Here is a 22,962-nt window from a genome sequence, read left to right on the forward strand (position 1 = left end):
ATTACGGATTCCTGATTTCCCAATAATTTTATTTCATCACTCTAGTCGCGTTAAAAATTGCTAGTATTGCTACTCCCACATCAGCGAATACTGCTTCCCACATTGTCGCTACGCCTAAAATACCCAATCCAATAAATACACCTTTAATGAATAAAGCAAAACCAATATTTTGCCAAACAATCTGCCTTGTTTTTCTGGCGATTTGGATTGCTTCTGCCACTTTTGAGGGTGCATCTGTCATAATCACAATGTCGGCAGTTTCGATCGCCACATCTGAGCCTAACCCACCCATTGCTATACCAACATCTGCTCTAGCAATCACTGGCGCATCATTAATGCCATCCCCAACAAAGGCAACTTTACCATGCTTGCCAGCAGTGCTAAGTAACTTCTCAATGGCATTGACTTTTTCTTCTGGTAATAACTCTGCTTCATAAGCATCTATACTTAGCTGTTGGGCAATCCGGGAGGCGATCGCTTGATTATCTCCTGTTAACATTACTGTTCTCTTTACACCCATTCCCTTGAGTACTTGAATAGCAAGTCTTGCATCTTCTTTAAGTTCATCAGCAATGACAATATACCCAGCGTAAATATTATCTACTGCTAGATGAACAACTGTTCCTTCTAACTGGCAATTATCGTGAGTAATATTCTGTTTATGTAATAAGCGATCGCTTCCCGCTATCACTACCCTATTTTCAACCTTGGCTCTAATTCCATAGCCTGCTATCTCTTCATAATCTCTTACCTCAAATTCATCGATTTTTCCACCATAAGCTTTGCGGATAGATTGAGCGATGGGATGATTTGAGTGCAATTCTACTTTGGCAGCTAATTGCAGCAATTCTTGTTCAACGTAGCCATTTGATGGTACTATTTTTGCTACTTTAAATACACCCTGAGTTAGCGTTCCAGTTTTATCAAAAACAACTGTATTCACTGCATTTAAAGCATCTAAAAAAGTAGAACCTTTAACTAAAATACCGCGTTTAGCTGCACCTCCTACACCTCCAAAATAACCCAAGGGAATACTGATAACGAGTCCACAAGGGCAAGAAATAACTAGTAAAATTAGGGCACGATAAACCCATTCTGAAGAAGTTGCGCCAGTAATAAATAAAGGAGGTAATATTGCAACTGCTAGAGATAGAAAAACTACTATTGGTGTGTAATATCGGGCAAATTTAGTAATAAATTTTTCTGTTTCTGCTTTTTTGCTTTTGGCATTTTGCACCAAGTCTAAAATCTTGGCAATGGAAGAGTCATCAAAGAGTTTTGTTACTCTAATGCTGAGAACACCCATTTTATTAATCATCCCAGCCAAAACTGTCTCGGATAGCCTCACCGATCGCGGTACAGACTCTCCAGTTAATGCAGATGTATCAACTTGTGAATTCCCATCTATAATCTCACCATCTAAGGGAATCTTTTCCCCAGGTTTGACGACGATAATATCTCCGATATTTACTGTATTTGGGGATACTTTTTTTAATTCTCCCTCTGTTTGAAGATTGGCATAGTCTGGACGTACTTCTAATAAAGCTTTGATGGAATTACGGGAACGGCTAACGGCAATATCTTGAAACAATTCCCCAATTTTATAAAATAACATGACTCCGACAGCTTCGGGTAACTTATGAATTGCGATCGCCCCTAGTGTCGCTACTGCCATTAAAAACGTTTCATCGAATATTCTACCTTTGAGGATATTGCGCCCAGCAGTTTTTAGAACACTCCATCCACTTAATAAATAAGCAGGGATAAAAAGCAAATATTCACCTATTGAGTAGAATGTATTGTGTAATTGATTCTCAAAAATTATACCAGGCGCATATAAACTTAAAATCCCTACCAAAGGCAATAGCTCATCTTTCAGATTGAATTCTCCACCGTGATCATGGTTATGATTCTCATCATGATTATGATCATGGTTATGATTCTCGTGATGATCATGTTCACAGCTGCAACCACCTGAAGATTCTGAATGTACTTTATGCTTCATTTTTTCTATTGAGGCAAGTAAATTAATTGATATCTCAGCCTTTTTCCAAATGTAATAAAAAAAAGAACTTTTTACAAGTTGATAATTTAAGAACGAGAATCTATATCAAATTTATTGTTCAATATTTATCCTATTTTTTAGCCAAAATTAAGCTTTTTAAGCTTCTAAAGATAGCTATACTGATTCTTAATTGTATAGAATAATGTACGAGATGACTTTTGTTCGTAGTCAACAATTTATCGCTCTGTATAAAATTTCAGAAGGAAATTGCTGACATCAAGCCAGTAATCACCATCTTGGAGATATGGAGCGGATTTAAATTCGCTGAAGTAGACGACTAAGATTTTAAAACCAGATATCAAGCCTGTTTGACTTCTAAGTTCTGCTGTAGCAACGAATTTGTAATCAAACTAGCTAGCACAGGAACATTCTTGGGTAACAAGTGTCAGGCTAGCTATTCTTAGGGAAAATCCACTTGAAGTTTGAAAGTGAATCGAATACCCTAAACTAGTAGACAATTTTCTCTAGTAAATCTATGAACAAAAAAATTCTTCTGAATTTGCTTTCCACTTCCTCAATCTTTATGTCGATGATGTCTACACTGGTGGCATTTCATCCTGCCCATGCTAGTACTTCTATTACACAGCGATTACTGCACACAGAAGACGGTCGTACCTGTATCACTAACCCACATGGTGGAAAAGATTTTGTGTGCATTCGAGATTCAGAGAGAATACATCCGTATACTTCTGCTCGTTCCGCAACTATTGTCACATCCGTATCAAATCAAAATATTGCCATGTTGAATTTTACTGACGCGGAAAGCGATCGCGCAATTCAGTTATTTGGCTGTGACTGTCCATTATGTATAAATTCTTTGCGGCAGTTGCAGGGTACTGGGAACTTGGTGTATTAAGATTGAAAAGCGCTGATAGTGACTATAACTTCTGTTAGATAGACGTGATTATTCACGTATAGAACATATACGAAACCAAACAAGCATTTTTAACTAAATACCACTACTAGTCTGTCAAGTTTAAATTAATAGGTTACGAAGTTCGTAGTAAGCACTAAAGTCCTTACTACAAACCTTCAAAACTAGCTTGGACATCGTACTACATATTTGGTCAAATCTAAATTCATTCTTGGGGCAGTTTGTAGGGGCAATTCATGAATTGTCCCTACAGCGTCATTTTTACATAAGTCCTGAAACAAAAAGACGCACAGAAATTATCAAATATTCTGTAATATCATGTCCGCTTGATTACTTATTAAACCCGAAGAACCCCACACCGCCAAAGCTATGGTTTGTCTCTCGGGTTGGGGTGGGGTGCAATAACTGTGGGAATCATAACTATTGATGCGGACATAATATAACAGCGTCTTGTTTATTCAACCACCTCATTCACAGGGAATCTATCAATCAACTGCATCGCTCGATAAGCATTACGTTGGAAAGAGTCTGGTAAATGGGGAACGTGGGGTATTTGTGATAATAAATCCAACGTCCGTCGTAAAATTCTCACTACGTCGCCTTCATCCAAAGTGGTGTTCTCGCAGAGTTCTATCCACTCCATTCCTAGCGCCCATTGTTCCACGATCGCAATTAACTCAAACTCCAACCATATAGGCAATGCTACATTATACCGCCGTTGTAATTGGAACATTTGGCGGCGAATTCCCCGCAATTTTGCTAAGGCATCTGCTACTTCATTACTAAGCTCAAAGTTAACCTTGCTATCTGGACGGGGAGTTTCCATCACCAAAGCGGCGGCGGCGGCGGCTAAATGGTGCGGATCTAAGTTGTCCAATTCACCACTAGCGAATACTAAACCAAGCCACAATTCATTCTCGCCTCGAATGGCGGCAGCAATTCGCCCTAATACTGTAGGTACTAAGTTATCTAAAGCGCCAAAGTGTTGCAGAATTGCGATTAAATTGAGAAATTCTTCCCAATGACGTTGTGACTGTTGCTCTACTTGCTCTTGCAACTGTTCAAGTTCGGCTTCTAGTTCGACATAGCGGGCCTGACGCTTGAAAAGCGTGGCAGCATTGCCTGATTGATGTAGAGGATGAGCTTCTAATTGCTCTTGGATGGCAGCAGTGCGACTGAGTTGTTCTGCTACTTCTGGAGCGAGATTCAAAGATTCTACCGGATTGGGAATACGCGTGGCGATCGCAAAGGTTTCCTGATTACCCCGGCGTGACTGTCCTGGCTTCAAAGGCATCTCTGGCGGCGGTAGTAAATCAGGTGGCACTTCAATTCGCGATAGTTCGGCATACAAATCGACTACATCCCCTGTTGTTGCCACATACCAACGGTTATCGTGCCCCAAGCATACTAAGTAAGGAGCCTGACCAGAACCCGGCGATTTGCCCACCAACACTGCGGTTACGGGTGTAGACACTGTGATGTTTTTACCTTTGAGACTCAACAGAGTTCCTGACACTGCAAAGCCCAACATCATCCCCAATTCTTCTTGTCTATCTTCCTGCGCTTGCTCTTGCAAGGTTTTCAATATCTGGCGTTCTACTTTTAGGCGTTGCCGCAATTTCTCATAAACAGTCAGTTCATTTTCATCAACGGCGGCGATTTGCTCATGAAGTTGAGCTAATTGTTTTTGCAGTTCGGCAATCTCATCATATTCTGGTCTTAAATGCAAGGTTGCCATGTACTGCCCAAAGCTGCGTTCTATGAGTTCCCTGGTTTGCTCTAGGGTGTGTGTTTGCAGCAAGTTTAGTACCATGCCATAACTGGGCGTAAACTGGCTTACAAGGGGGTCTGGCTTGGATGTTCCCAAATACGCTGCTTCTTTGGCTCCTTCAAAGGGAGTTTGGACTGTCACCACATGACCTTGTTTATCCATCCCCCGGCGGCCTGCGCGTCCCGCCATTTGCAAGAATTCGGAAGCGTTCAACAGGCGGTGTCCAGTATCGGTACGCTTGGAAAGGGTAGAAATTACCGTTGTCCGGGCAGGCATATTAATTCCCGCCGCTAATGTTTCAGTAGCAAATACTACTTTAATCAGTCCCTGCTGAAATAGTTCTTCTACCAGTGCTTTCCAAGCAGGTAAAATTCCGGCGTGATGGGCAGCAATTCCTCGGTATAGGGGTGCAATTTGCCCAGAACGTCCGGCTTCGGGATTGCGGGCTAAAAAGTCATCAATCTGTTGCCGTAAAATCTGGGACTCTTCATTATTTACCAGCCATAAATCACCAACTTCTGCCACGGCTTTATCACATCCCCGGCGGCTGAAGATAAAGTAAATCGCTGGTAGCATATCCCGTTGCTCTAACTGGCTCAAGGTAAAAACTATTCCAGGAGCCTCTGGTCTACCATTTCTCCCCCTCTCCTTTTCTCCCCCTCTCCCTTTCTTCTTTTGAATAAGGCGGGGGTTAATTTTGGTTTTGCTATCATTCAGCAGGGGAAATAACCCTTTGGGATTGCAAAAGTAAAATTCCAAGGGAACTGGGCGAAAATCGGAGTAAATCAGGTCAGTTGGGCCGTGAACGCGATTTAGCCAATCGGTGAGTTGATCGCTGTTGGCAACCGTTGCTGAGAGGGCTGCCAGTTGGACTTCCCGGGGACAATAGATGATTGATTCTTCCCAAACAGTACCGCGCTGGCGATCGTTCATGTAATGGCACTCATCAAGTATCACCGCTTCAACGTCTACTAATGAGATACCGACTTGCCCAATGGGTGTGCCATAGAGCATATTTCGGAAAATTTCTGTGGTCATTACCAAAATTGGTGCATCTCTGTTAATGGAAGCATCTCCAGTTAAAAGTCCAACTTGATCAAACCCGAATTTTTCTCGAAAGTCACGCAATTTTTGATTCGACAGCGCCTTTAGGGGAGTAGTATAAAATACACGTTTTCCTCGTGCCAGAGCGCGATAAATAGCGTATTCCCCGACTAATGTTTTGCCCGAACCTGTGGGCGCACATACGACTACGGAGCGTCCGGCGTTTAGGGACGCGATCGCTTCTTTTTGAAACTGATCCAGATCAAAGGGAAATATAGACCCTAAGTCAAGTTCTGGAGACGGTGCAGGATAATTCACTCAATCACATTTGCAACCAGATTGTTTACTATACTAACGAGTCTTTTGTCAACTTCGTTAATAGTCATTTGTCATTAGTCATTAGTCATTAGTTTTTCACAAAGGACAAAGGGCAAATGACTCTTTAATTATTTTCCCAGTTCTTGCGATCGCTCTGTGGCAGCTTTGACTGCTTCTATTAAAGCTGAACGAAATCCTGCCTGTTCTAGCTTGGCAATCCCCGCAATGGTTGTACCACCGGGACTAGTAACGCGATCTTTGAGTTCTGCTGGGTGCATTTTGGTTTCATATAACAGTTTCGCTGTTCCTAGTACGGTTTGCAGTGCTAGTTGATTAGCAATTGCTCTAGGTAAACCTGCGGATACTCCGCCATCTGCAAGTGCTTCTACTAGTAGCGCTACGTAAGCCGGGCCGCTACCAGATAGCCCTGTGACTGCATCCATCAGCCCTTCTGAGACTTCTACGACTTCCCCCACAGCAGAAAAAACCTGCTGTGCTATTTGGTGGTGTTTGGCATTAGTATATGCACCCGAACAAATGGCGGTAATTCCTGCTCCCACTGTTGCTGGGGTGTTGGGCATTGCTCTAATAACTGGCAATTGCACAAATGCAGCTTCTAGCTGACTCAAAGGCACACCTGCTAATATGGAAATGATTAGGGGTGAGTGTTCTTTATTAAGAAGATCAATATCTGTTAATTCTTGAGCGATCGCACTGAACACCTGCGGTTTTACTGCCAAAAACACAACTTCTCTAACTTGAGCGAAAACTTGGCTATTATCTGTAGTCACAGCAACATCGTATTGCTGTTTTAAAAAATCTAGGCGTGAAGATAGCGGTTCGCTAACTATAACTTCTGATGAGTGATAAATTCCACGCGCAATAAGGCGGGATAAGAGCGCTTCTCCCATTACCCCACCACCAATTAAGCCAAATTTTATAGTCATTGATTGTTTGTCATCTGTCATTAATCGGTTGTCCTTTGTCATTTGTCACTATTATCAAAACCCAGGACTAATCACAAAGGACAAAGGACTAACAACTAATTTAAGTTTATTGTGCCATCCGGTTAGTTTCGTTGCCCCAGGTTTGATTTGGAGTACCTGTAGGACGAGATGGACGTGCTGGCGGTTGTGGTACTTCATGAAGAACGCCACCTTGAGTGCTAACTTGGACACAGCTTGGCGTAAACAAGAAGATGCTCTCACCGATGCGTTCTTGATGTCCATCTAGTGCGTAAGTACCACCCGCAACAAAATCTACTGCTCGTTGAGCTTGGTCTGGGTCCATGATTGTCAGATTTAATACCACTGACTTGCGTTCTCGCAACGCTTGAATTGCCTGGGGCATTTCTTCAAAGGTGCGTGGTTCGAGTACTAAAACTTCCGAAATTCCGTTAATTGCTCCTGGCATACCAATCACATTCCCCATTGGCTTTGAACCTGCTGTTATATCATCTCCCATTGTAGGCACTGGTTCCCGCCAGCGTCGATTTTGAGCGGCTGGGCTTTCCTGTGGTGCTGGTGGTTGGGGATTTTCTTGCTGATACAGATTTTGGTAATTATTATCTGTTTCTGGTTCCTCTTCGTAATACTCGTATTCAACTTGCTCATTTAGACCCACAAAGTCTCTGAGTTTGGAAAATATATTGTTCATTGTCTGTGTACTCTCCTGGTGCGAATAGCCTATATTGACTTGGCTTAGGATTGATTGAGTAGGAGCAATCGCTACATCGGTGGATACTACAGCAAGTATACTGCTATTTGTAACCTATACTACTTGTTTTGGCGATGAACTGACACTTCTTGCAAAGGTCTGTGCATCGCCTAAACATAATAATGAGTCAAGATTATATCCTAAGGTTTGTCCGAAGGAAAGTTCTTTTTACTCTATTTTTCCTTAGCGATTGCTCTTGTCAATACTATATCCTTTGTTTCTAATTGCACCAGTTTGTTACAAAATTCTTGTCATCAAATCCTGATCTCTATTAATACCCAAGAGTAAGGCTGATGAACAAAGGCTAAGAGCGATCGCCAAACAATATTGTTCCTAATCGTACCATCGTTGCCCCTGCTTGCACTGCCAGTTCGTAGTCACCTGACATACCCATAGATAAGTGCTGCATTTTAATGTGCGACCAGTTTTGCTCCTGGATTTTCTTTGCTAGCTCACGATTGAGATTAAATACATGTAAAATTTCCGGATCATTTAATCCTGAAGGTGGAATTGTCATCAAACCTTGAATTTGTAAATTTTTGTATTGATCGAGTATGGGTAAATCAGCCAAAAGTTCTGGCACACTCCAACCAGACTTGTTGGGATCAGGGAGAATTTTCACTTGCAGGAAAACCTGGGGACTCACTCCTAGCTGTTGTGCCAATTGGTCTAAACGCTGTGCCAGCTTCAAATTATCGACGGAGTGAATCCAAGAGAATTGTTCAATGGCTTTTTTGGCTTTATTGCTTTGCAAATGTCCAATAAAGTGCCAAGTAATATCCGGTAAGTCTTGCAACTCGGCTTGCTTACTGGCGGCTTCTTGGATACGACTCTCTGCAAAATCACGAATTCCTGCGGCATAGGCAGACCGAATGGACTGGGCAGGAACTTGCTTGCTAACAGCAATCAATTTGACTGAAGTTGGCAGGGAAGAACGAATAGAAACAATACGTTCGGAAATCGAACTGCTCATTGGAAGGTGCGTTGGAAAACACTCTGAAGCTGATCGTACTCCTGAGATTGTCCACTGCGCCGCAGGGTACGTAAGCGATTTTCCAACATCATTCTAGCCTCAGTGCGTCCTAGAGACTGGAATTTAACACCTTTAACGTCATTTGCAACCAAAAAAAACAAGCGCTGGGCATAAAGTGTGGTGAACAAATCCTGGTTTTCATCAACCATACAGATTTTGTAAAGTAAACCCCAAGTTGGATGGTTTATGTAAGTTTCTGCGTTTTCTGGATTCATTTAAGAGTCAAGGTGTAGTCAAGGTGGAGTATGTATATCTTTTCGCAGTGAATTCCAAACATTCAGACGATAATACCAACATTCGTCAGAATATTTCCTTAAAATGCAAAACTGTGGTTGCGAAGACCTTGATCTAGTTTCTAATGGGCAGATGAAGCTAGTACCGCAAGGCGGAAGTCAAAAGTCAAAAGGTTTTAATTTTGCGCTTTTTAGTTCTAATTTAATGGTAAGTTGATTTCCGCCAACCTGTACTAGTGGTAGTGAAGCGCAAGGGTACAACATGAAACACGAAGCGTAGACTCGAAGAGTAGAGGCTTGCCGATAGATTTCGCCCTATGCTTTGGTGACTCAAATACACCAACCTGGCGGCACAAGGCATAAAACAGTCTTGACCCTCTTGTTGAAAGTTTAGTGTGGCGAGGGAAAACACCCTTTGAAATTCCTAACGGCAACAGCTAACTTTTCAACTTCTTTCCATACTGCCACAACTATAGCTGAATGGCACAAAATTAGGGAGTGGGGAGAAATCAATTAAAAATTAAAAATTAAAAATTAGAGAACTTTCGCCTGCTCTTTCCCTATTCCCTACCTAACATTTTCAGTGCTGCTAGTTGTGCCTGGGCTTTGTGCAGAGATTCATACCATTCTTTCTCAGGATCGCTGTCTGCAACAATTCCGGCGCCAACTTGTCCCCAGACAATGTTGAGTGCTGAGTGCTGGGGGATGAGTCTTGAGTGGGGAATGGAGCGTGGGAAAGAGGCAGAGGGGCAGGGCGCGGGGGGCAGAGGAGAAAATTCTTCTCCCCTTCTCCCTGCTCCCTGCTCCCTTGCTTCTTCCCCTGCCTCCCCTACTTCTTGAGACACGGGGGCTAATAGCAGGGTGCGGATTAAGATATTTAAATCTAAATGACCACGCCAATCTAAATAGCCGCAGGAACCGTAGAACAAGCTGCGCCGCACGGGTTCTAGTTCTTCGATAATTTCCATGCAACGGACTTTGGGACAACCTGTGATTGTGCCACCTGGAAACGTAGCGCGAATCAAATCAATGGGAGTGTATTCGGCTTTTAAAGTACCTTTGATGTTGCTAACAAGATGCATCACATGGCTATATTGCTCAATTGTCAGCAATTCGTCAACTGTAACCGTTCCCCATTCACAAACTCGCCCTAAATCATTGCGTTCCAAGTCCACCAACATGATGTGTTCTGCACGTTCTTTGGTGTTGCTGAGTAAATCTTGTGCCAATTGTATATCTTGTTCTGGAGTGACACCACGCGATCGCGTCCCGGCGATCGGTCTGGTTTCGGCTTGCCGATTTTGCAACATTACTAACCGTTCCGGCGAACAACTGATCACTTCTCCCCAAGGCGTTTGCCAATAGCTGGCAAAAGGCGAAGGATTGATTTTTTGCAAGGCTTGGTAAATTTCCCAACCAGAAGTCGACGTAGACGCTTGAAATCGCAATGAAAGATTTGCCTGAAAGATGTCTCCAGCTTGAATATATTTTTTTGCCTGGTTTACAGCTGTTTCATAATCTGCCTGCGATGTCAAAAACTGAGGAGCCGAGGGAGATGGGGAACAAAGTAGAACTTTCTCCCCCTCCCCCATTTTCCCTTTTCTGTTCTCTAATTTGTGCTGAAACTCATCGAGTTTACTTGCATCACTAACGGCTAGCCAAAGAATTTGTTGCGCGTGATCTAAAACGGCAAAACAATCTGGTTCATACCAAAACGCTATAGGAAATGGTAGGGGATCAATTTTATGATATGGTAACTGTTCAATTTCCCATGCTACATCGTAGCCTAGCCAACCTAACCAACCGCCCGTGAAGGGGAGATGGGGAGGTGGAGAAGCAGGGGAGGCAGAGGAAGCAGGGGGAGCAGGGGAAGAAAATACTACATCATCCTTCTCATACTTCTCATGTCCTGCTATCCCTTGCTGTAACAACTTTTCTAGGAAGGGAAAAACTTGTCCTACTTCTGGTGTCCACATTTGGGGGATGCCATCGACTAGGCGAGGAGCGCCTGCACAGATAGAATATCGGCTAAGTTGAGGATGATCGATTGGCGTTGGGTAGGGACTTTCCAGTAGGGTAGCAATTCCCGGCGCGGAGGTGGAGTGAAAAAGAGCAGCAAAAACTTCCGAACCTGTGCGCTTTTCTAAGGGTAGCGATCGCCAATACCAAGCCTTGATCATACTGTTTATAAGCGTTGCAAAATTAGACCTGAGTTCCTATAGCTAGCCGTATTCCCCAGAATAAAATTAAAGTTGCGATCGCAAGCCAGTCACGCCCTTTAAATCGTAAGTCATGCCACTGCACTTGATGCTCGTTGGGACTAGTAAAACCCCGTACCATCATTGCATTCGCCATTTGATCGGCTCGTAAGAGCAGATTTTCTAACAGTCTCTCTGCGACTGTCATCCAAACTTTGAATCCTCCTTTCAATCCTAGCTTTTTCCAATTAATTGCTCTAGTCATCACAGAGCGAAATAAGTTTTGCACTTCTTCTAAAACTAGGGGAATAAAGCGCAAGGATAAGGTTAAAGTTAAAGCAATTTCGGTGACAGGCCACTTGAAGCGTCGCAGGGGTTGCATTAGGCTTTCTATGCCAGATGTGATTTCTTCTGGTGCGGTTGTCAGCAGATACAGATTAGTGCTGTAAATTACGGTAAATATAATTGTACTCAGACGTACAGCCAAATCCAAGGAGCGGCGAGTTACTTTAACTGGGCCTTTGTGAAATAGTACATAGCTGTATTTGCTATTACTTGCTGGCTCTTGAACAATATTTTTGGAGTTTACTGGCTGGGTTAATATTTGTTCATTAGCTGGGAGGCGTGGCTGATAATCTACACCCATTCCATCAGGGCTGATGGCTCCGATTACTAAGACAAAAAACGATAGCATTAACAGCCAACCCATTTGCTGCTGCCATACTCGGCGGGGAATTCTGGCAATTAAGGTGGCAAGAATCAATACTACTACCAGCAGCACCCGCCAAAAGTTGTTAGCTAAAATATAGCTTGTTAAAAAGCTCATCAACCAGGCGAACTTGACTCGCGGATCGATTTTATGCAGCCAAGTTTGGGGTTGTTCTAAATAAAGTCCAAGTGGCAGCGATCGTAATAAATCCATTTGAAAGTTACGAGTTAGGAGTTAGGAGTTTTGACTTCTGGGTTAACCTATTATGTTGACATAGGCTTAAAAATAGCAATTTTAGCTTTAACTCATAACTCCTATAAAGACGAGATGAATCGCGTCTCTCTTGTACGGACGCGATTCATCGCGTCTCTCTTGTCAGACGAGATTCATCGCATCTCTCTTGTACAGGCGCGATGAATCGCGTCTCTCTTATCTCCTAACTTATTTTGACGCGAGTTGCTCGATTAACATTACCAATTTCAGCATCACGGACTCTTTTGCTCCGCCACAGTAAGATAATTGGCGTGCCTTTAAATCCTAGCTGTTGCCGGAATTGGCGTTCAATGTAGCGACGGTAGTTGTCGTTGAAGCGTTTGGAATCATTGACAAATAGTGCGATCGTTGGTGGTTGGCTACTTACTTGTGTACCATAATAAATCTTGCCCTGACGCCCACCACGGGATGCTGGCGGTGAATGCCAGCTAACAGCGTCTGTTAAGACTTCGTTAATAACTGATGTGCTAACACGGCGTTTGTGTGATTCAGCCGCAGTTTTCACCAATTCGAGAATCTTTTCTACCCGTTGTCCTGACAAGGCACTTACAAAAATTGTTTCTGCCCACTCGGTAAAATGTAAACGTGATTGCAGAGTTTTTTCGTATTCGTAGATTGTGTAAGAGTCTTTTTCGACAGCATCCCATTTATTAACGACGATGATGCAAGCTCGACCTTCTTCGATAATCCGCCCAGCTAATTTTTGGTCTTGCTCAGTAACTCCATCAACAGCATCTATTACTAATAAAACCACGTCAGCCCGGCGAATCGCTTTAAAAGCACGGTTAATACTAAAGAATTCTGTGCCGTATTCGATGTGTTTCTTTTTACGAATCCCGGCGGTATCAATCAAACGGTAGGTTTGCCCCTCTCGTTCAATGACAGTATCAATAGCATCGCGGGTTGTGCCAGAAATTGGGCTGACAATTGCCCTCTCTTCGCCAACAAAAGCATTGAGTAAGCTTGATTTGCCTACATTCGGGCGTCCCACAATTGCTACTTTGATTTCATTAGTTTCTGGGATATCTTCAATATCAGGGATATGGTTAACTAACTCGTCGAGTAATTCTCCTGTGCCACTTCCATGAATCGCGGAGATGGGGTAAGGTTCGCCTAATCCCAGTTCCCAAAATTCAGCAGCTTGCATTAAGCCTTGTTCTGGAGATTCACATTTATTTACAGCCAGTAGAACGGGTACAGTTTGTTGGCGCATCCATTCGGCAATTTCTAAATCTGCCGATGTAGGGCCTGTTTGACCATCTACAACAAAAATAGCAGCACACGCTTCTGCAAGGGCTGTCATTGCCTGTTGGCGAATCAGTGGTAAAAATTCGGTATTATCATTAAAAACCAAACCACCAGTATCTACCACTAAAAACTCACGACCATTCCAGAAAGCTGGTAGATAAGTGCGATCGCGTGTCACTCCCGGTTCATCATGGACAATCGCCGTTTGTTCCCCGGCGAGTCGATTAACCAGGGTGGATTTGCCCACATTTGGGCGTCCGATAATTGCAACAATTGGCAGTGCCATAAAACCAGGGTAAGTGAGAGACGTAGTATATCACGTACTTACATTTTACTTTCTTTAAACTGGAAGTTTTAATAATTTTCCAATAATCTGAAGCCATGTCAAAGAAACCTCTCCCTAGTTTTACTACGTAAAACCGTCCCTTTCCGAATCGGAGAGGGAAAGACTTGAACTAAAGTTCAAGGCAGGGAGAGGTTTATTAAACTCACATTAATTTAAAAAATAAAAAAGGTAGGAAACCCTACCTTTTACCCAAAAAAAGCATTTTGTAACCAAATACCAAATTAAATATCACACAAGCTTTTGGCGAATCTATTGCAAAACTATGACAAGGGTATGACATTTAATTTGTAATTGACTTCGCTAGTGCTGCTAGTTGCAATCCAGGCGAATAACTTCCTTCTTCCTTGATCCGTTTAATTTCAGCATCTGTAACCCGCAAATTTAATTTTTGTCCCAACGCCCGGACAATATCTCCCCGGTCAATTACACCAGCGACAGCACCAGCCGGAGACAGCACAGTAATTCGAGGTAACTGCTCATTTTCTAGCTTGTTAATTACCTCAGCTATCGTTGTTGCTTCAGCAACAGTGGGTATTTCTGTCAAGGGATGCACAATGCTATGTAAGGTTTGGGTTTCCCATTCACTCCTTTGGGTTAAACGAAAATCGTCAATGGAAACTAGACCCCGGTAACGTCCATCAGAAGCAGCAAAATAAACCTGTGAGGGATTGGTTTCTAACAGGTATGAATCGGCAAACGATCGCAATGTCTGGTCAGCATCGACAACCCGAAAGTCACGGGTCATCGCATCAGCCGCCACGACTTTGAGTAGGCTTTCTTGCAATGTCGTTACATTGTCATAACTGCTGGCGTTACGGACTGCAAACCAACCTAACAGTGCAATCCACAAACCAAGTACTAATTCTCTGGTGACAAAATCTACAACAAATCCTAAAGCGATCGCACTGTAACCCAAAATTTGCCCAGCCCTTGCAGCCCAGTGTACGGCTTGAAAACGATTACCTGTCATTTGCCATAGTGCCGCTTTTAACACTTGCCCTCCATCTAGAGGTAAGCCGGGAATCAGGTTAAATAGCGCCACCACCAAGTTAATTCTCGCTAAATCTCCAACCATAATACTGAGTGGACTAGTATCGGGTATCACAATAACTCCCACCCGGAGCAGTAAAAATAGGCCGATACTCACCAAAGGGCCAGCGATCGCTACTTGAAAGGCTTTGAAAGGAGTTTTAGATTCTTCTTCAATAGCAGCAATCCCGCCAAACAGAAATAGGGTAATTGAATTAACTTTAATGCCTTGCGATCGGGCTACTAAGCTATGACCCAATTCATGTAGCAAGACCGAACCAAATAGCAACAGTGCCATCACTATTCCAGCACTCCAAGCTATAACAGGCCCCCATTCCTGATAAGCTACCCCAAAGTTAAGAGTTGCCAACCCTAAAATCACAAACCATAACGGATCTAAAAACAGGGGAATTCCAAATAAAGACCCAATTTTCCAATTTGTTTGCATTACATTGTCCTAAAACTAGATATCGCCAGCAGTTTCTATACTGCAATATTTGCGTATATACTTATACATATATTTCTGAGCATCAATTCGATAGTGCCGAGTTACGAAATGCTCTTATTTCTAGAATAGACAATTAATGCGTGTGAGCAAAGCTCTGAAGTGGGGCATTGGGAAGAGGCAGAGGGGCAGGGAGCAGGGAGCAGAGGTCAATGAAGAGGAAGAGAACCAGGGTGCAGAAGGGAAAATTCTTCTCCCCTGCTCCCTTGCTTCTTCCCCTCTTCCCCTGCTCCCTTTTAGGAGTTTTGTATTGATCGCGGCGTTACAAGCAATGCCGCGATCATCGCAAAACTACAGACGACCGATGTTAGTCAGTCCTAAAACGATGCCAATGCCGATAATATGACCAAAAGCCATTGCTGCAACGAATGTTGGAATACTAATCGGCAGGATGGGGAACTTGGGGCCAACTAAGGGTTTTTCAATTTTAGTACTTAGTAAAACAATTACTAAGCTGCTGATGCTGATGATGATGCCGACTGTAGGATTCCACGCAGGTGTTGCGGGAACAGTTGCCTGAGCTGCTAGTAAAATAGATGAAATCAAGCTTTTGTCTCCTAAAATGTAGACCTACAAAATTATAAAATTACCAAGGCACAAAAATTTTTCGGATAGTTTAGACTTTCTTGATGATTATTGTAAATTTGTTAAATATTCATGCGCGTTAAAATTTGCGGCATCACTCAACCACAGCAGTCTATAGCGATCGCCTCTCTGGGCGCAACGGCACTAGGATTTATTTGTGTGCCAACCTCACCTCGCTACGTGACTACATCCCAAATTCGGGCAGCAGTAGCAGAACTCCCGGCTAATATTGACACAATTGGTGTTTTTGCCAACGCTAGTATCCCCGAAATCAGTCAGATAGTTGTTGATTCTGGGTTGACTGGTGTCCAGTTACACGGAGATGAATTACCAGATTTTTGCTACCAATTACGTCAAGCTTTACCCAATGTCGAAATTATTAGGGCGCTGAGAGTTCGGAGTATTGAGCATCTTGACACAGTGACTGATTACACAAATTACGTAGATACTTTACTGCTTGATGCTTACCATCCCGAACAACTTGGTGGTACAGGCAAAACCTTAGATTGGACAATGCTAGAGCAATTTAAGCCCAATTGCCCTTGGTTTTTAGCTGGGGGACTAACAGCAGATAATATTGTGGAAGCCCTAAGTCAGGTCAATCCTAGCGGCGTTGATTTATCTAGTGGTGTAGAACGCGCACCTGGAGATAAAGATTTAGATAAAGTAGCTAAGTTGTTTGGGAAATTGGGGAGTAGGGAGTAGGGAGTGGGGATGAGGGAGCAGGGGAGCAGGGGAGCAGGGGGAGCAGAGGAGCAGAGGAGCAGAGGGGAAATAACCAATGCCCCATTCCCCATTCCCCATTCCCCACTCCCCATTCCCTAAATGAACGCTGGTTGATGGCGAATCAAATTAAAAAATTCTTCGCGGGTTTTGTGTTCCTCTTGGAACGCACCAACCATTGCGCTAGTGACAGTCCAAGAGCCTGGTTTTTGAACACCGCGCATCACCATACACATGTGGCTAGCTTCCATCACAACCGCTACCCCTTGAGGTTCTAGAATGGTCTGGATTGCTTCGGCAATTTGGCGAGTTAATCTCTCTTGTACTTGTAAGCGCCGAGAATACATCTCAACAATGCGGGCTAGCTTACTCAGTCCCACAACTTTTTGGTTGGGAATATAAGCAACATGTGCTCTACCCATAAATGGCAGCATGTGGTGTTCGCACATACTAAAGAAATTAATATCTCTAACTAGTACCATCTCGTTGTGCCCTTCATCAAAGATGGCATCGTTAACGAGTTCTTCAAGGGATTGGGTGTAGCCACTGGTAAGAAACCGCATTGCTTCGGCCACTCGCTTGGGTGTTTTGAGGAGTCCTTCGCGTTCGGGGTCTTCCCCAACTCCCAATATTAGTGTCCGCACGGCGTTCTTCATTTCCTCCAGATGTTCCTCTTTTGGCGGGGACACATCCGCTTGTTGCCCGTTGTGGGTGTTGCGATCGGGTCTAGGAGTTATGGCTTCAGACAAATCGGGAATCAGAGGCAATTGAGAGGAATTGGAACCGTTGGAACTAGCAATAGTCATGATTAAGTCTTGGTTATGGTTTTGTCATCAGTAGAGACGCGATTAATCGCGTCTGTATAATAATCATTAGTCATTTGCTTTATACAAAGGACAAAGGACGAAGGACTAATTAGAGTGCGCCGGCGCTGGGCATCAGGGTCAATTCATCAATTACTGCCTGTTGTGGTAACAAAACTGTGTGGAGAATTGACTGAGCAACAATTTCCGGGGTTAACATTTTGGAACGGTCTAAGTTGACACGAACTGTTTCTGTATCCCAAAGTTCGGTATTGACTGCGCCGGGACAGATAGCAGTGACACGAATGCCGTGGGTGCGTTCTTCTTGTGCCAGGGTTTGAGAGAGGGCTATCAAACCCGCTTTGCTGACGTTGTATGCTCCCCAACCGGGAAACGGCTGCTTGGCGGCAATTGAGGCGACGTTGATAATTGTGCCTGTGCCTTGATCGCGCATTGAAGGCAAAATCCCTACAATGCACTGAAACACGCTGGTAAGATTTAAGTCAATTACCTGCTGCCAGTCCTCTAGGGGGGTTTCGCTCAAAGTACCTGTGTAGGCAAGGCCCGCATTGTTTATCAGAATGTCTATATCGCCAAAGTCAAGGGCGATCGCTTGGATCTTTTCTTTTACTTCGGAGATCCGTGCTAAATCTACAGTGTAAGCTTTCGCTTCTACCCCAGTATGCTGTACAGCTTCTTTTACCGCCTCCAATTTCTCCGAAGAACGGCTGACTAAGGCGACATCTATTCCTGCTTTTGCAAAAGCTAAAGCCGTTGCTTTCCCAATTCCACTGCTTGCCCCAGTAATCAGGGCGCGTCGTTTTTGCTCAACACTCATTCATGGTGTCTCCCAATTTTTTGGCAGTTCCCAAACTCTATTACCACCCAATTATTCACGCTTCTCGGTCTAGATAGATTAAAGGAATCTAAAAATCTGATGATTTCCGATTAAGCAACTGCTATGATGCAGTGCAATAGTAGGTATATTGTGGGTTTTACCAGTGAAGACAACAAATCGTCGCCTGGAAAACCACGCCGTATACTCAAATTAAATTACTTGATAATACAAAAGCTACTCAATCAAATTGAGTAGATTTACCAAACATGCAAATGCCTATGGCTAGATTGTTAAAAATCTTTAAGCACATAGGCAATTATAGCATTTATGCTCTGCTAATCAATTATTATGCAGGGTTTTTAGTGGGCAACTTCTGTAAAAACGCCAATTTTGCGGAATTTTTCATAGCGCAGTTGACGGCGTTCTGGAGCAGTTAAACGATTGAGTTCGTCCAAATTTTCCAACAGCACTTGCTTGAGAATAGTAGCGGCTTTTAAAGGATCGGAATGAGCGCCGCCAGTGGGTTCAGGCAGTATTTGGTCGATAATTCCTAACTTTTTCAGGTCGTGGGAAATAATTTTTAGAGCAACAGCTGCTTGGGGAGCTTTACCAGCATCTTTCCACAGAATGGCGGCGCAGGCTTCGGGAGTGGCAACGGTATAAACTGAGTGTTCAAACATGAGTAAGCGATCGCCTACACCAATACCGAGTGCGCCACCGGAACCGCCTTCACCAATAACTGTGCAGATAATGGGTACATCTAAGCAGAACATTTCTCGCAAGTTGTAGGCGATCGCTTCTCCTTGACCTTGGTGTTCTGCTTCTACTCCAGACCAAGCTCCTGGTGTGTCGATAAAAGTTAGTATTGGCATACTAAACTTGTTGGCGTGTTCCATTAACCGCATTGCTTTGCGGTAGCCGCCAGGGTAAGGCATTCCAAAGTTACGGGCAATATTGTCTTTGGTGTCACGGCCTTTTTGATGACCCAACATCACCACAGGTTGCCCACACAGACGACCGACACCACCAACTAAAGCCGGATCGTCACCACCACAGCGATCGCCATGTAATTCCATCCATTCATCACTAATAGCCTGAATGTAATCGAGAGTACTGGGGCGACGCGGATGACGAGCGACTTGCAGCCGTTGAGATGGGGATAGACTACTGAAAATTTCCTCACGCAGTTGCATGGCGCGTGCTTCTAGCTGACGAATTTGACCAGAAACATCGACGCCATTTTCCTCTGCAAGTTGCCGAATTTGATCGATTCGGGTTGCTAGTTCTGCTAGGGGCTTTTCAAAATCTAACAGTAGCGGTTTACGCTCGGTAGTTGCCATCGTAGGGGTTATCAATTACGAGTTATGAGTTATCTATCCTTTGTCTTTTATCTTTTGTCCTTTGTCCTTTATCCTTTGCAAATAACAAATGACTAATGACTAAGGACTATCGTAGAGACGCGATTAATCGCGTCTCTACTAATGACTAAACCAGCAGTGGTCTAAATCCATGTTTTACTGATACTCGACCAATCTGCTCCATTTTTTCTACGGTAATCTGATTCCGTCCCCATGAAAAGTTCGTGTATAACTTCTCAAATTCCAACAGCATTGATTCGGCAAAACAAGCAAACAACTGGCGGGCTGGCACGTCCATATTGACGATTTTCATAATTTTCCAGTCAATATCCAGGGAATGCTCTACAATTCCACCATTTAACACATGTACACCAGGATGCTGAATTTTTGTTGCTAAGTTTTTAGGATAACCACCATCAATCAACAAACAGGGTTGTTTCAAAGTGGTAGGTTCAATTTCAACGCCTTTGGGCATACTGGCAACCCAAACTACAACATCAGCTAGGGGTAGTGCTTCTGTCAAACCCATAATTTTTCCCCGTCCCATTTCGCCTTGCAACTCTTTGAGACGTTCTTGATCGCGGGCTATGAGCAGAAGTTCTTGAACATCTGTTTTTGCATCTAGCCAACGTGTAACTGCACTACCAATATCTCCAGTTGCTCCACATATAGCAACAGTTGCTTTTGATAAATCAATTCCCAGTTGTTTCGAGGCTTCTTCCACCTGCTTACAAATAATGTAGGCAGTATGAGTGTTTCCTGTAGTGAAGCGTTCAAACTCTAGTTTAATGTTGCGGACTTGGCTAAACTGCTCTAACTTAAAGTTTTCAAAAATAATTGAGGAAAATCCGCCTAAAGCTGTGATATTAATGCCGTGCTTCTGTGCATGGGCCATGGCGTTAAGAATTTTGCGTGTTGCGGCTTTGATGCGGCGACTAGCTAGCATCTCTGGCAAAAAGCAAGATTCTACATACCGTCCTTCAATTTGTTGCCCAGTTACACTGGTAACAATAATGCTATCAACAATTTGTGGTGGGGCGCTACACCAAAAGTCTAGCCCTTGATCGGCATATTCTGGGTATCCCAATTCTTGGGCTACCGATTGAGCGTGTTCCAAACTAGTCAGATGTCCAATTAGACCAAACATGTAGTGATTATTAGGCTTATGCTGTCTCGAAAGGGTGGAATTTAGTAGAGGTGGAAGTTGGGAGAGACGCGACGCCAGTCGCTACAACGGGGGGAACCCCCCTTCGGGTTCACCAGTCGCCTACGGCGGGAAACCCGCCTACAGCGCTGGATTCACCGCAACGCGCTGGCTCATTAATCGCGTCTGTACAGGAGTTGGGAGTTAGAAGTACAACTCATAATTCTTTAGCGATCATTCCTCACCGGGGGCAAAGCGTCTCCGGTTTTGCTCCTAACTTTTTTAAGCGGCGATAAGTCCGTAGGCTGATAAGCGCATGATATCGCGTGTCGTAAAACCGATGTTACTTAATGCTTCACCGTACTGAATCATAAAGTCTTCTACTAAAGCATCTTTTTCCATTGCCATTGTGTGGGCATCACCTTCTACTTGGTTGAGCATTTTCCAGACGATGGGTAGGTTTTGGCGATTTGCAAGTTCAAGTTCAGCCTTGGATTCTGTAAAGTGTTCTTTTAACCAAACTTCTCCAAAGTTGAGGTGGCTATATTCCTCTTTTACTACTCCCTCAGTAATTTTACGGGCGAAATCGTCGGCGACGGGGATGTAGATGTTATATGCTGCGATCGCAAAACATTCAATAATCAAAGACTGAATCAACAAGCAAGTAACAACCTTTCCTTCTGCGGCAGCTGTTTGGAAATTTTGGTGTAGTCCAGAGAAAAATTCTTTAGCAAATTGCAAATCTGGGGTTACTTGTAAATTGCGCCCGCAAGCTTCAAATCCTTTCTTGTGCCGACTTTCCATCTTGGATAGGCGAACCAATTCATCATGAGATTCTGGCAGCAGTTGGGCTAGTGTGATGTAATTCTCATGGGCTTCTTGTTCCCCTTCAATCACGATCGCATTGATCCGGCTATAAGCATCTTTGTATGTTTCGCTTTTGAAATCTAAGGAATTAGATTGGTCTGTAAGCTGCTGCATGGTATCTTTACTCCTGTAAACCTGATTATTTGACACCAGGATTCAATTTACCCCATGAACTGAGGGTAATAATCACTGTGGTTTAATTTAACTTAACAAGTAGACTATCTTTATAGATTAATGGTTGCTGGGGGCAATGCTCTAGTACTAGCGAAATAAATGCTTTGCGGCTCAAGTTATGTCTAAACCAAACCCGAATGTGAAATCTGGTGATTTTTTGAGCCTACTAGTATTGCTGCTAGGGGCATTTATCGTTCTACTACCTCTGTTTGTGGTCTTTCTCACCTCCTTTGCACCGACGGCCACCAGCCCGGAAAATTTGGCCAAAAATAGCTGGTCTTTAGCTAATTACCGGGTTGCATGGCAACAGGGAAAATTTTTACTGGCGTTTGCTAATTCTACCCTGGTAGCGATCGCTGTGACGGCGTTTCAGATTGTCACTTCTGCTTTAGCGGGTTACGCCCTAGCCCGGCTGAAGTTTCGGGGACGCCAAGCACTGCTTTTGGTCGTTTTAGCAACTTTGGTGGTTCCCTTTCAGTTATTGGTGATTCCCATCTTTTTGGTTTTGAAGTGGGGACACCTGATAAATACATACTGGGCGCTGATTTTACCCACTGCTGTCAACGGGTTTGGAATTTTTTTGTTACGTCAGTATTTCCAGACAATTCCCGTGGAGTTAGAGGAAGCCGCAGCCATAGATGGGGCGAACCGACTACAAATTTTATGGCGGGTGATGTTACCTTTAGCGCGTCCGGCGTTGGTGACGCTGTTTTTGTTCACCTTCATCGGTGAATGGAATGATGTGTTTAAGCCTTTAGTATTTACGACACGACCAGAATTAAGGACGGTGCAATTGGCGTTGGCTGAGTTTCAAGAGCAATTTACGAATAATTGGCCGTTGATGATGGCGGCGGTGACAATAGCGACTGTTCCAGTGATGGTATTATTTCTCATCGGTCAGCGTCAGTTTATTCAAGGTATTGCTGCGACGGGGATTAAGAATTAGTATCGCTAATTTCGCAATTACCTTGATGCAAGCGATCGCACTTTCTACTTAACTCATCTGTTGGTGCGTTGGCATAGCCCGTCGTAGACATCGCTGATTTGATATAACCTTGATGTAAGCGATCGCCCTTTGTATTCAAATCAGGTGTGGTGTGATCGCTTT

Annotated in this window: 22 protein-coding genes; 5 read left to right on the forward strand and 17 right to left on the reverse strand. The window is 43.6% G+C overall.

All coding sequences use genetic code 11. From position 1 onward, the window contains the following. Positions 1–28: 28 nt before the first annotated feature. Complete coding sequence (locus RMY00_RS07255; protein WP_322646901.1) at positions 29–2,005, reverse strand: heavy metal translocating P-type ATPase; 1,977 nt, start codon at positions 2,003–2,005, stop codon at positions 29–31. A gap of 535 nt (positions 2,006–2,540) precedes the next feature. Here RMY00_RS07255 and RMY00_RS07260 point away from each other — a divergent pair. Next, positions 2,541–2,921 (forward strand): hypothetical protein, encoded by a 381-nt coding sequence (locus tag RMY00_RS07260; RefSeq protein WP_322646902.1) that lies wholly within the window; start codon positions 2,541–2,543, stop codon positions 2,919–2,921. A 472-nt stretch (positions 2,922–3,393) separates the two neighbouring features. On the opposite strand, the gene RMY00_RS07265 is transcribed toward RMY00_RS07260, so the two are convergent. From RMY00_RS07265 to RMY00_RS07295, 7 genes are all read right to left on the reverse strand, one after another. After that, a complete protein-coding gene (locus tag RMY00_RS07265) occupies positions 3,394–6,072 on the reverse strand; it encodes an RNA helicase (protein ID WP_322646903.1) in 2,679 nt (892 codons plus the stop codon). A 128-nt stretch (positions 6,073–6,200) separates the two neighbouring features. Beyond that, positions 6,201–7,019 (reverse strand): pyrroline-5-carboxylate reductase, encoded by an 819-nt coding sequence (proC, locus tag RMY00_RS07270; RefSeq protein ID WP_322647131.1) that lies wholly within the window; start codon positions 7,017–7,019, stop codon positions 6,201–6,203. A 106-nt stretch (positions 7,020–7,125) separates the two neighbouring features. After that, the gene (locus RMY00_RS07275) at positions 7,126–7,728 is read right to left on the reverse strand and encodes a cell division protein SepF (RefSeq protein WP_322646904.1); all 603 of its coding nucleotides are present in this window, start codon (positions 7,726–7,728) and stop codon (positions 7,126–7,128) included. Between the two features lie 364 nt (positions 7,729–8,092). Then, a complete protein-coding gene (locus RMY00_RS07280; RefSeq protein WP_322646905.1) occupies positions 8,093–8,761 on the reverse strand; it encodes a YggS family pyridoxal phosphate-dependent enzyme in 669 nt (222 codons plus the stop codon). Next, positions 8,758–9,036 carry a transcriptional coactivator PipX gene (gene pipX, locus RMY00_RS07285; RefSeq protein WP_109010971.1) on the reverse strand — a complete coding sequence of 93 codons (279 nt, stop codon included), beginning with the start codon at positions 9,034–9,036 and terminating at the stop codon, positions 8,758–8,760. The genes RMY00_RS07280 and pipX overlap by 4 nt, the downstream gene beginning before the upstream one ends. A gap of 578 nt (positions 9,037–9,614) precedes the next feature. Further along, entirely contained in the window at positions 9,615–11,234 is a 1,620-nt protein-coding gene (locus RMY00_RS07290) for an anthranilate synthase component I (protein WP_322646906.1), read from the reverse strand. Between the two features lie 22 nt (positions 11,235–11,256). After that, entirely contained in the window at positions 11,257–12,174 is a 918-nt protein-coding gene (locus RMY00_RS07295) for an energy-coupling factor transporter transmembrane protein EcfT (protein WP_322646907.1), read from the reverse strand. 30 nt (positions 12,175–12,204) lie between these two features. Here RMY00_RS07295 and RMY00_RS07300 point away from each other — a divergent pair, with 30 nt between their 5' ends. Further along, complete coding sequence (locus tag RMY00_RS07300) at positions 12,205–12,378, forward strand: hypothetical protein (RefSeq protein WP_322646908.1); 174 nt, start codon at positions 12,205–12,207, stop codon at positions 12,376–12,378. A gap of 19 nt (positions 12,379–12,397) precedes the next feature. Here the strand turns inward: RMY00_RS07300 and der are convergent, their stop codons facing one another. From der to psaK, 3 genes are all read right to left on the reverse strand, one after another. Next, positions 12,398–13,768 carry a ribosome biogenesis GTPase Der gene (gene der / locus RMY00_RS07305; RefSeq protein WP_322646909.1) on the reverse strand — a complete coding sequence of 457 codons (1,371 nt, stop codon included), beginning with the start codon at positions 13,766–13,768 and terminating at the stop codon, positions 12,398–12,400. A gap of 340 nt (positions 13,769–14,108) precedes the next feature. Further along, complete coding sequence (locus RMY00_RS07310) at positions 14,109–15,305, reverse strand: site-2 protease family protein (RefSeq protein ID WP_322646910.1); 1,197 nt, start codon at positions 15,303–15,305, stop codon at positions 14,109–14,111. Between the two features lie 348 nt (positions 15,306–15,653). Then, complete coding sequence (gene psaK, locus RMY00_RS07315; protein WP_322646911.1) at positions 15,654–15,908, reverse strand: photosystem I reaction center subunit PsaK; 255 nt, start codon at positions 15,906–15,908, stop codon at positions 15,654–15,656. 111 nt (positions 15,909–16,019) lie between these two features. On the opposite strand from psaK, the gene RMY00_RS07320 reads away from it, so the two are divergent. After that, complete coding sequence (locus RMY00_RS07320; RefSeq protein WP_322646912.1) at positions 16,020–16,652, forward strand: phosphoribosylanthranilate isomerase; 633 nt, start codon at positions 16,020–16,022, stop codon at positions 16,650–16,652. 116 nt (positions 16,653–16,768) lie between these two features. Here the strand turns inward: RMY00_RS07320 and folE are convergent, their stop codons facing one another. From folE to RMY00_RS07340, 4 genes are all read right to left on the reverse strand, one after another. Then, positions 16,769–17,476, reverse strand: a complete 708-nt coding sequence (gene folE, locus RMY00_RS07325) for a GTP cyclohydrolase I FolE (protein ID WP_322646913.1) — start codon at positions 17,474–17,476, stop codon at positions 16,769–16,771. A gap of 109 nt (positions 17,477–17,585) precedes the next feature. After that, positions 17,586–18,311 carry an SDR family oxidoreductase gene (locus tag RMY00_RS07330; protein WP_322646914.1) on the reverse strand — a complete coding sequence of 242 codons (726 nt, stop codon included), beginning with the start codon at positions 18,309–18,311 and terminating at the stop codon, positions 17,586–17,588. 359 nt (positions 18,312–18,670) lie between these two features. After that, positions 18,671–19,651: an acetyl-CoA carboxylase carboxyltransferase subunit alpha gene (locus tag RMY00_RS07335; RefSeq protein ID WP_229494780.1), complete on the reverse strand. Its 981-nt coding sequence runs from the start codon at positions 19,649–19,651 to the stop codon at positions 18,671–18,673. Between the two features lie 145 nt (positions 19,652–19,796). Further along, a complete protein-coding gene (locus tag RMY00_RS07340) occupies positions 19,797–20,816 on the reverse strand; it encodes a long-chain acyl-[acyl-carrier-protein] reductase (protein WP_322646915.1) in 1,020 nt (339 codons plus the stop codon). A 50-nt stretch (positions 20,817–20,866) separates the two neighbouring features. Between RMY00_RS07340 and RMY00_RS07345 the strand changes: the two genes are divergently transcribed. Continuing rightward, entirely contained in the window at positions 20,867–21,109 is a 243-nt protein-coding gene (locus tag RMY00_RS07345; RefSeq protein WP_322646916.1) for a hypothetical protein, read from the forward strand. Here the strand turns inward: RMY00_RS07345 and RMY00_RS07350 are convergent. Further along, on the reverse strand, positions 21,096–21,794 hold the full coding sequence (locus tag RMY00_RS07350; protein ID WP_322646917.1) for an aldehyde oxygenase (deformylating): 699 nt from the start codon (positions 21,792–21,794) through the stop codon (positions 21,096–21,098). The two genes, RMY00_RS07345 and RMY00_RS07350, sit on opposite strands and share 14 nt — an antisense overlap. A gap of 178 nt (positions 21,795–21,972) precedes the next feature. Here RMY00_RS07350 and RMY00_RS07355 point away from each other — a divergent pair, with 178 nt between their 5' ends. Continuing rightward, positions 21,973–22,800: a carbohydrate ABC transporter permease gene (locus tag RMY00_RS07355; protein WP_322646918.1), complete on the forward strand. Its 828-nt coding sequence runs from the start codon at positions 21,973–21,975 to the stop codon at positions 22,798–22,800. On the opposite strand, the gene RMY00_RS07360 is transcribed toward RMY00_RS07355, so the two are convergent. Then, positions 22,790–22,939 carry a hypothetical protein gene (locus tag RMY00_RS07360; RefSeq protein WP_322646919.1) on the reverse strand — a complete coding sequence of 50 codons (150 nt, stop codon included), beginning with the start codon at positions 22,937–22,939 and terminating at the stop codon, positions 22,790–22,792. The genes RMY00_RS07355 and RMY00_RS07360 overlap by 11 nt on opposite strands. Positions 22,940–22,962: the final 23 nt, after the last annotated feature.

The sequence above is a fragment of the Nostoc sp. ChiVER01 genome, assembly GCF_034531155.1.
GTDB lineage: Bacteria > Cyanobacteriota > Cyanobacteriia > Cyanobacteriales > Nostocaceae > Nostoc.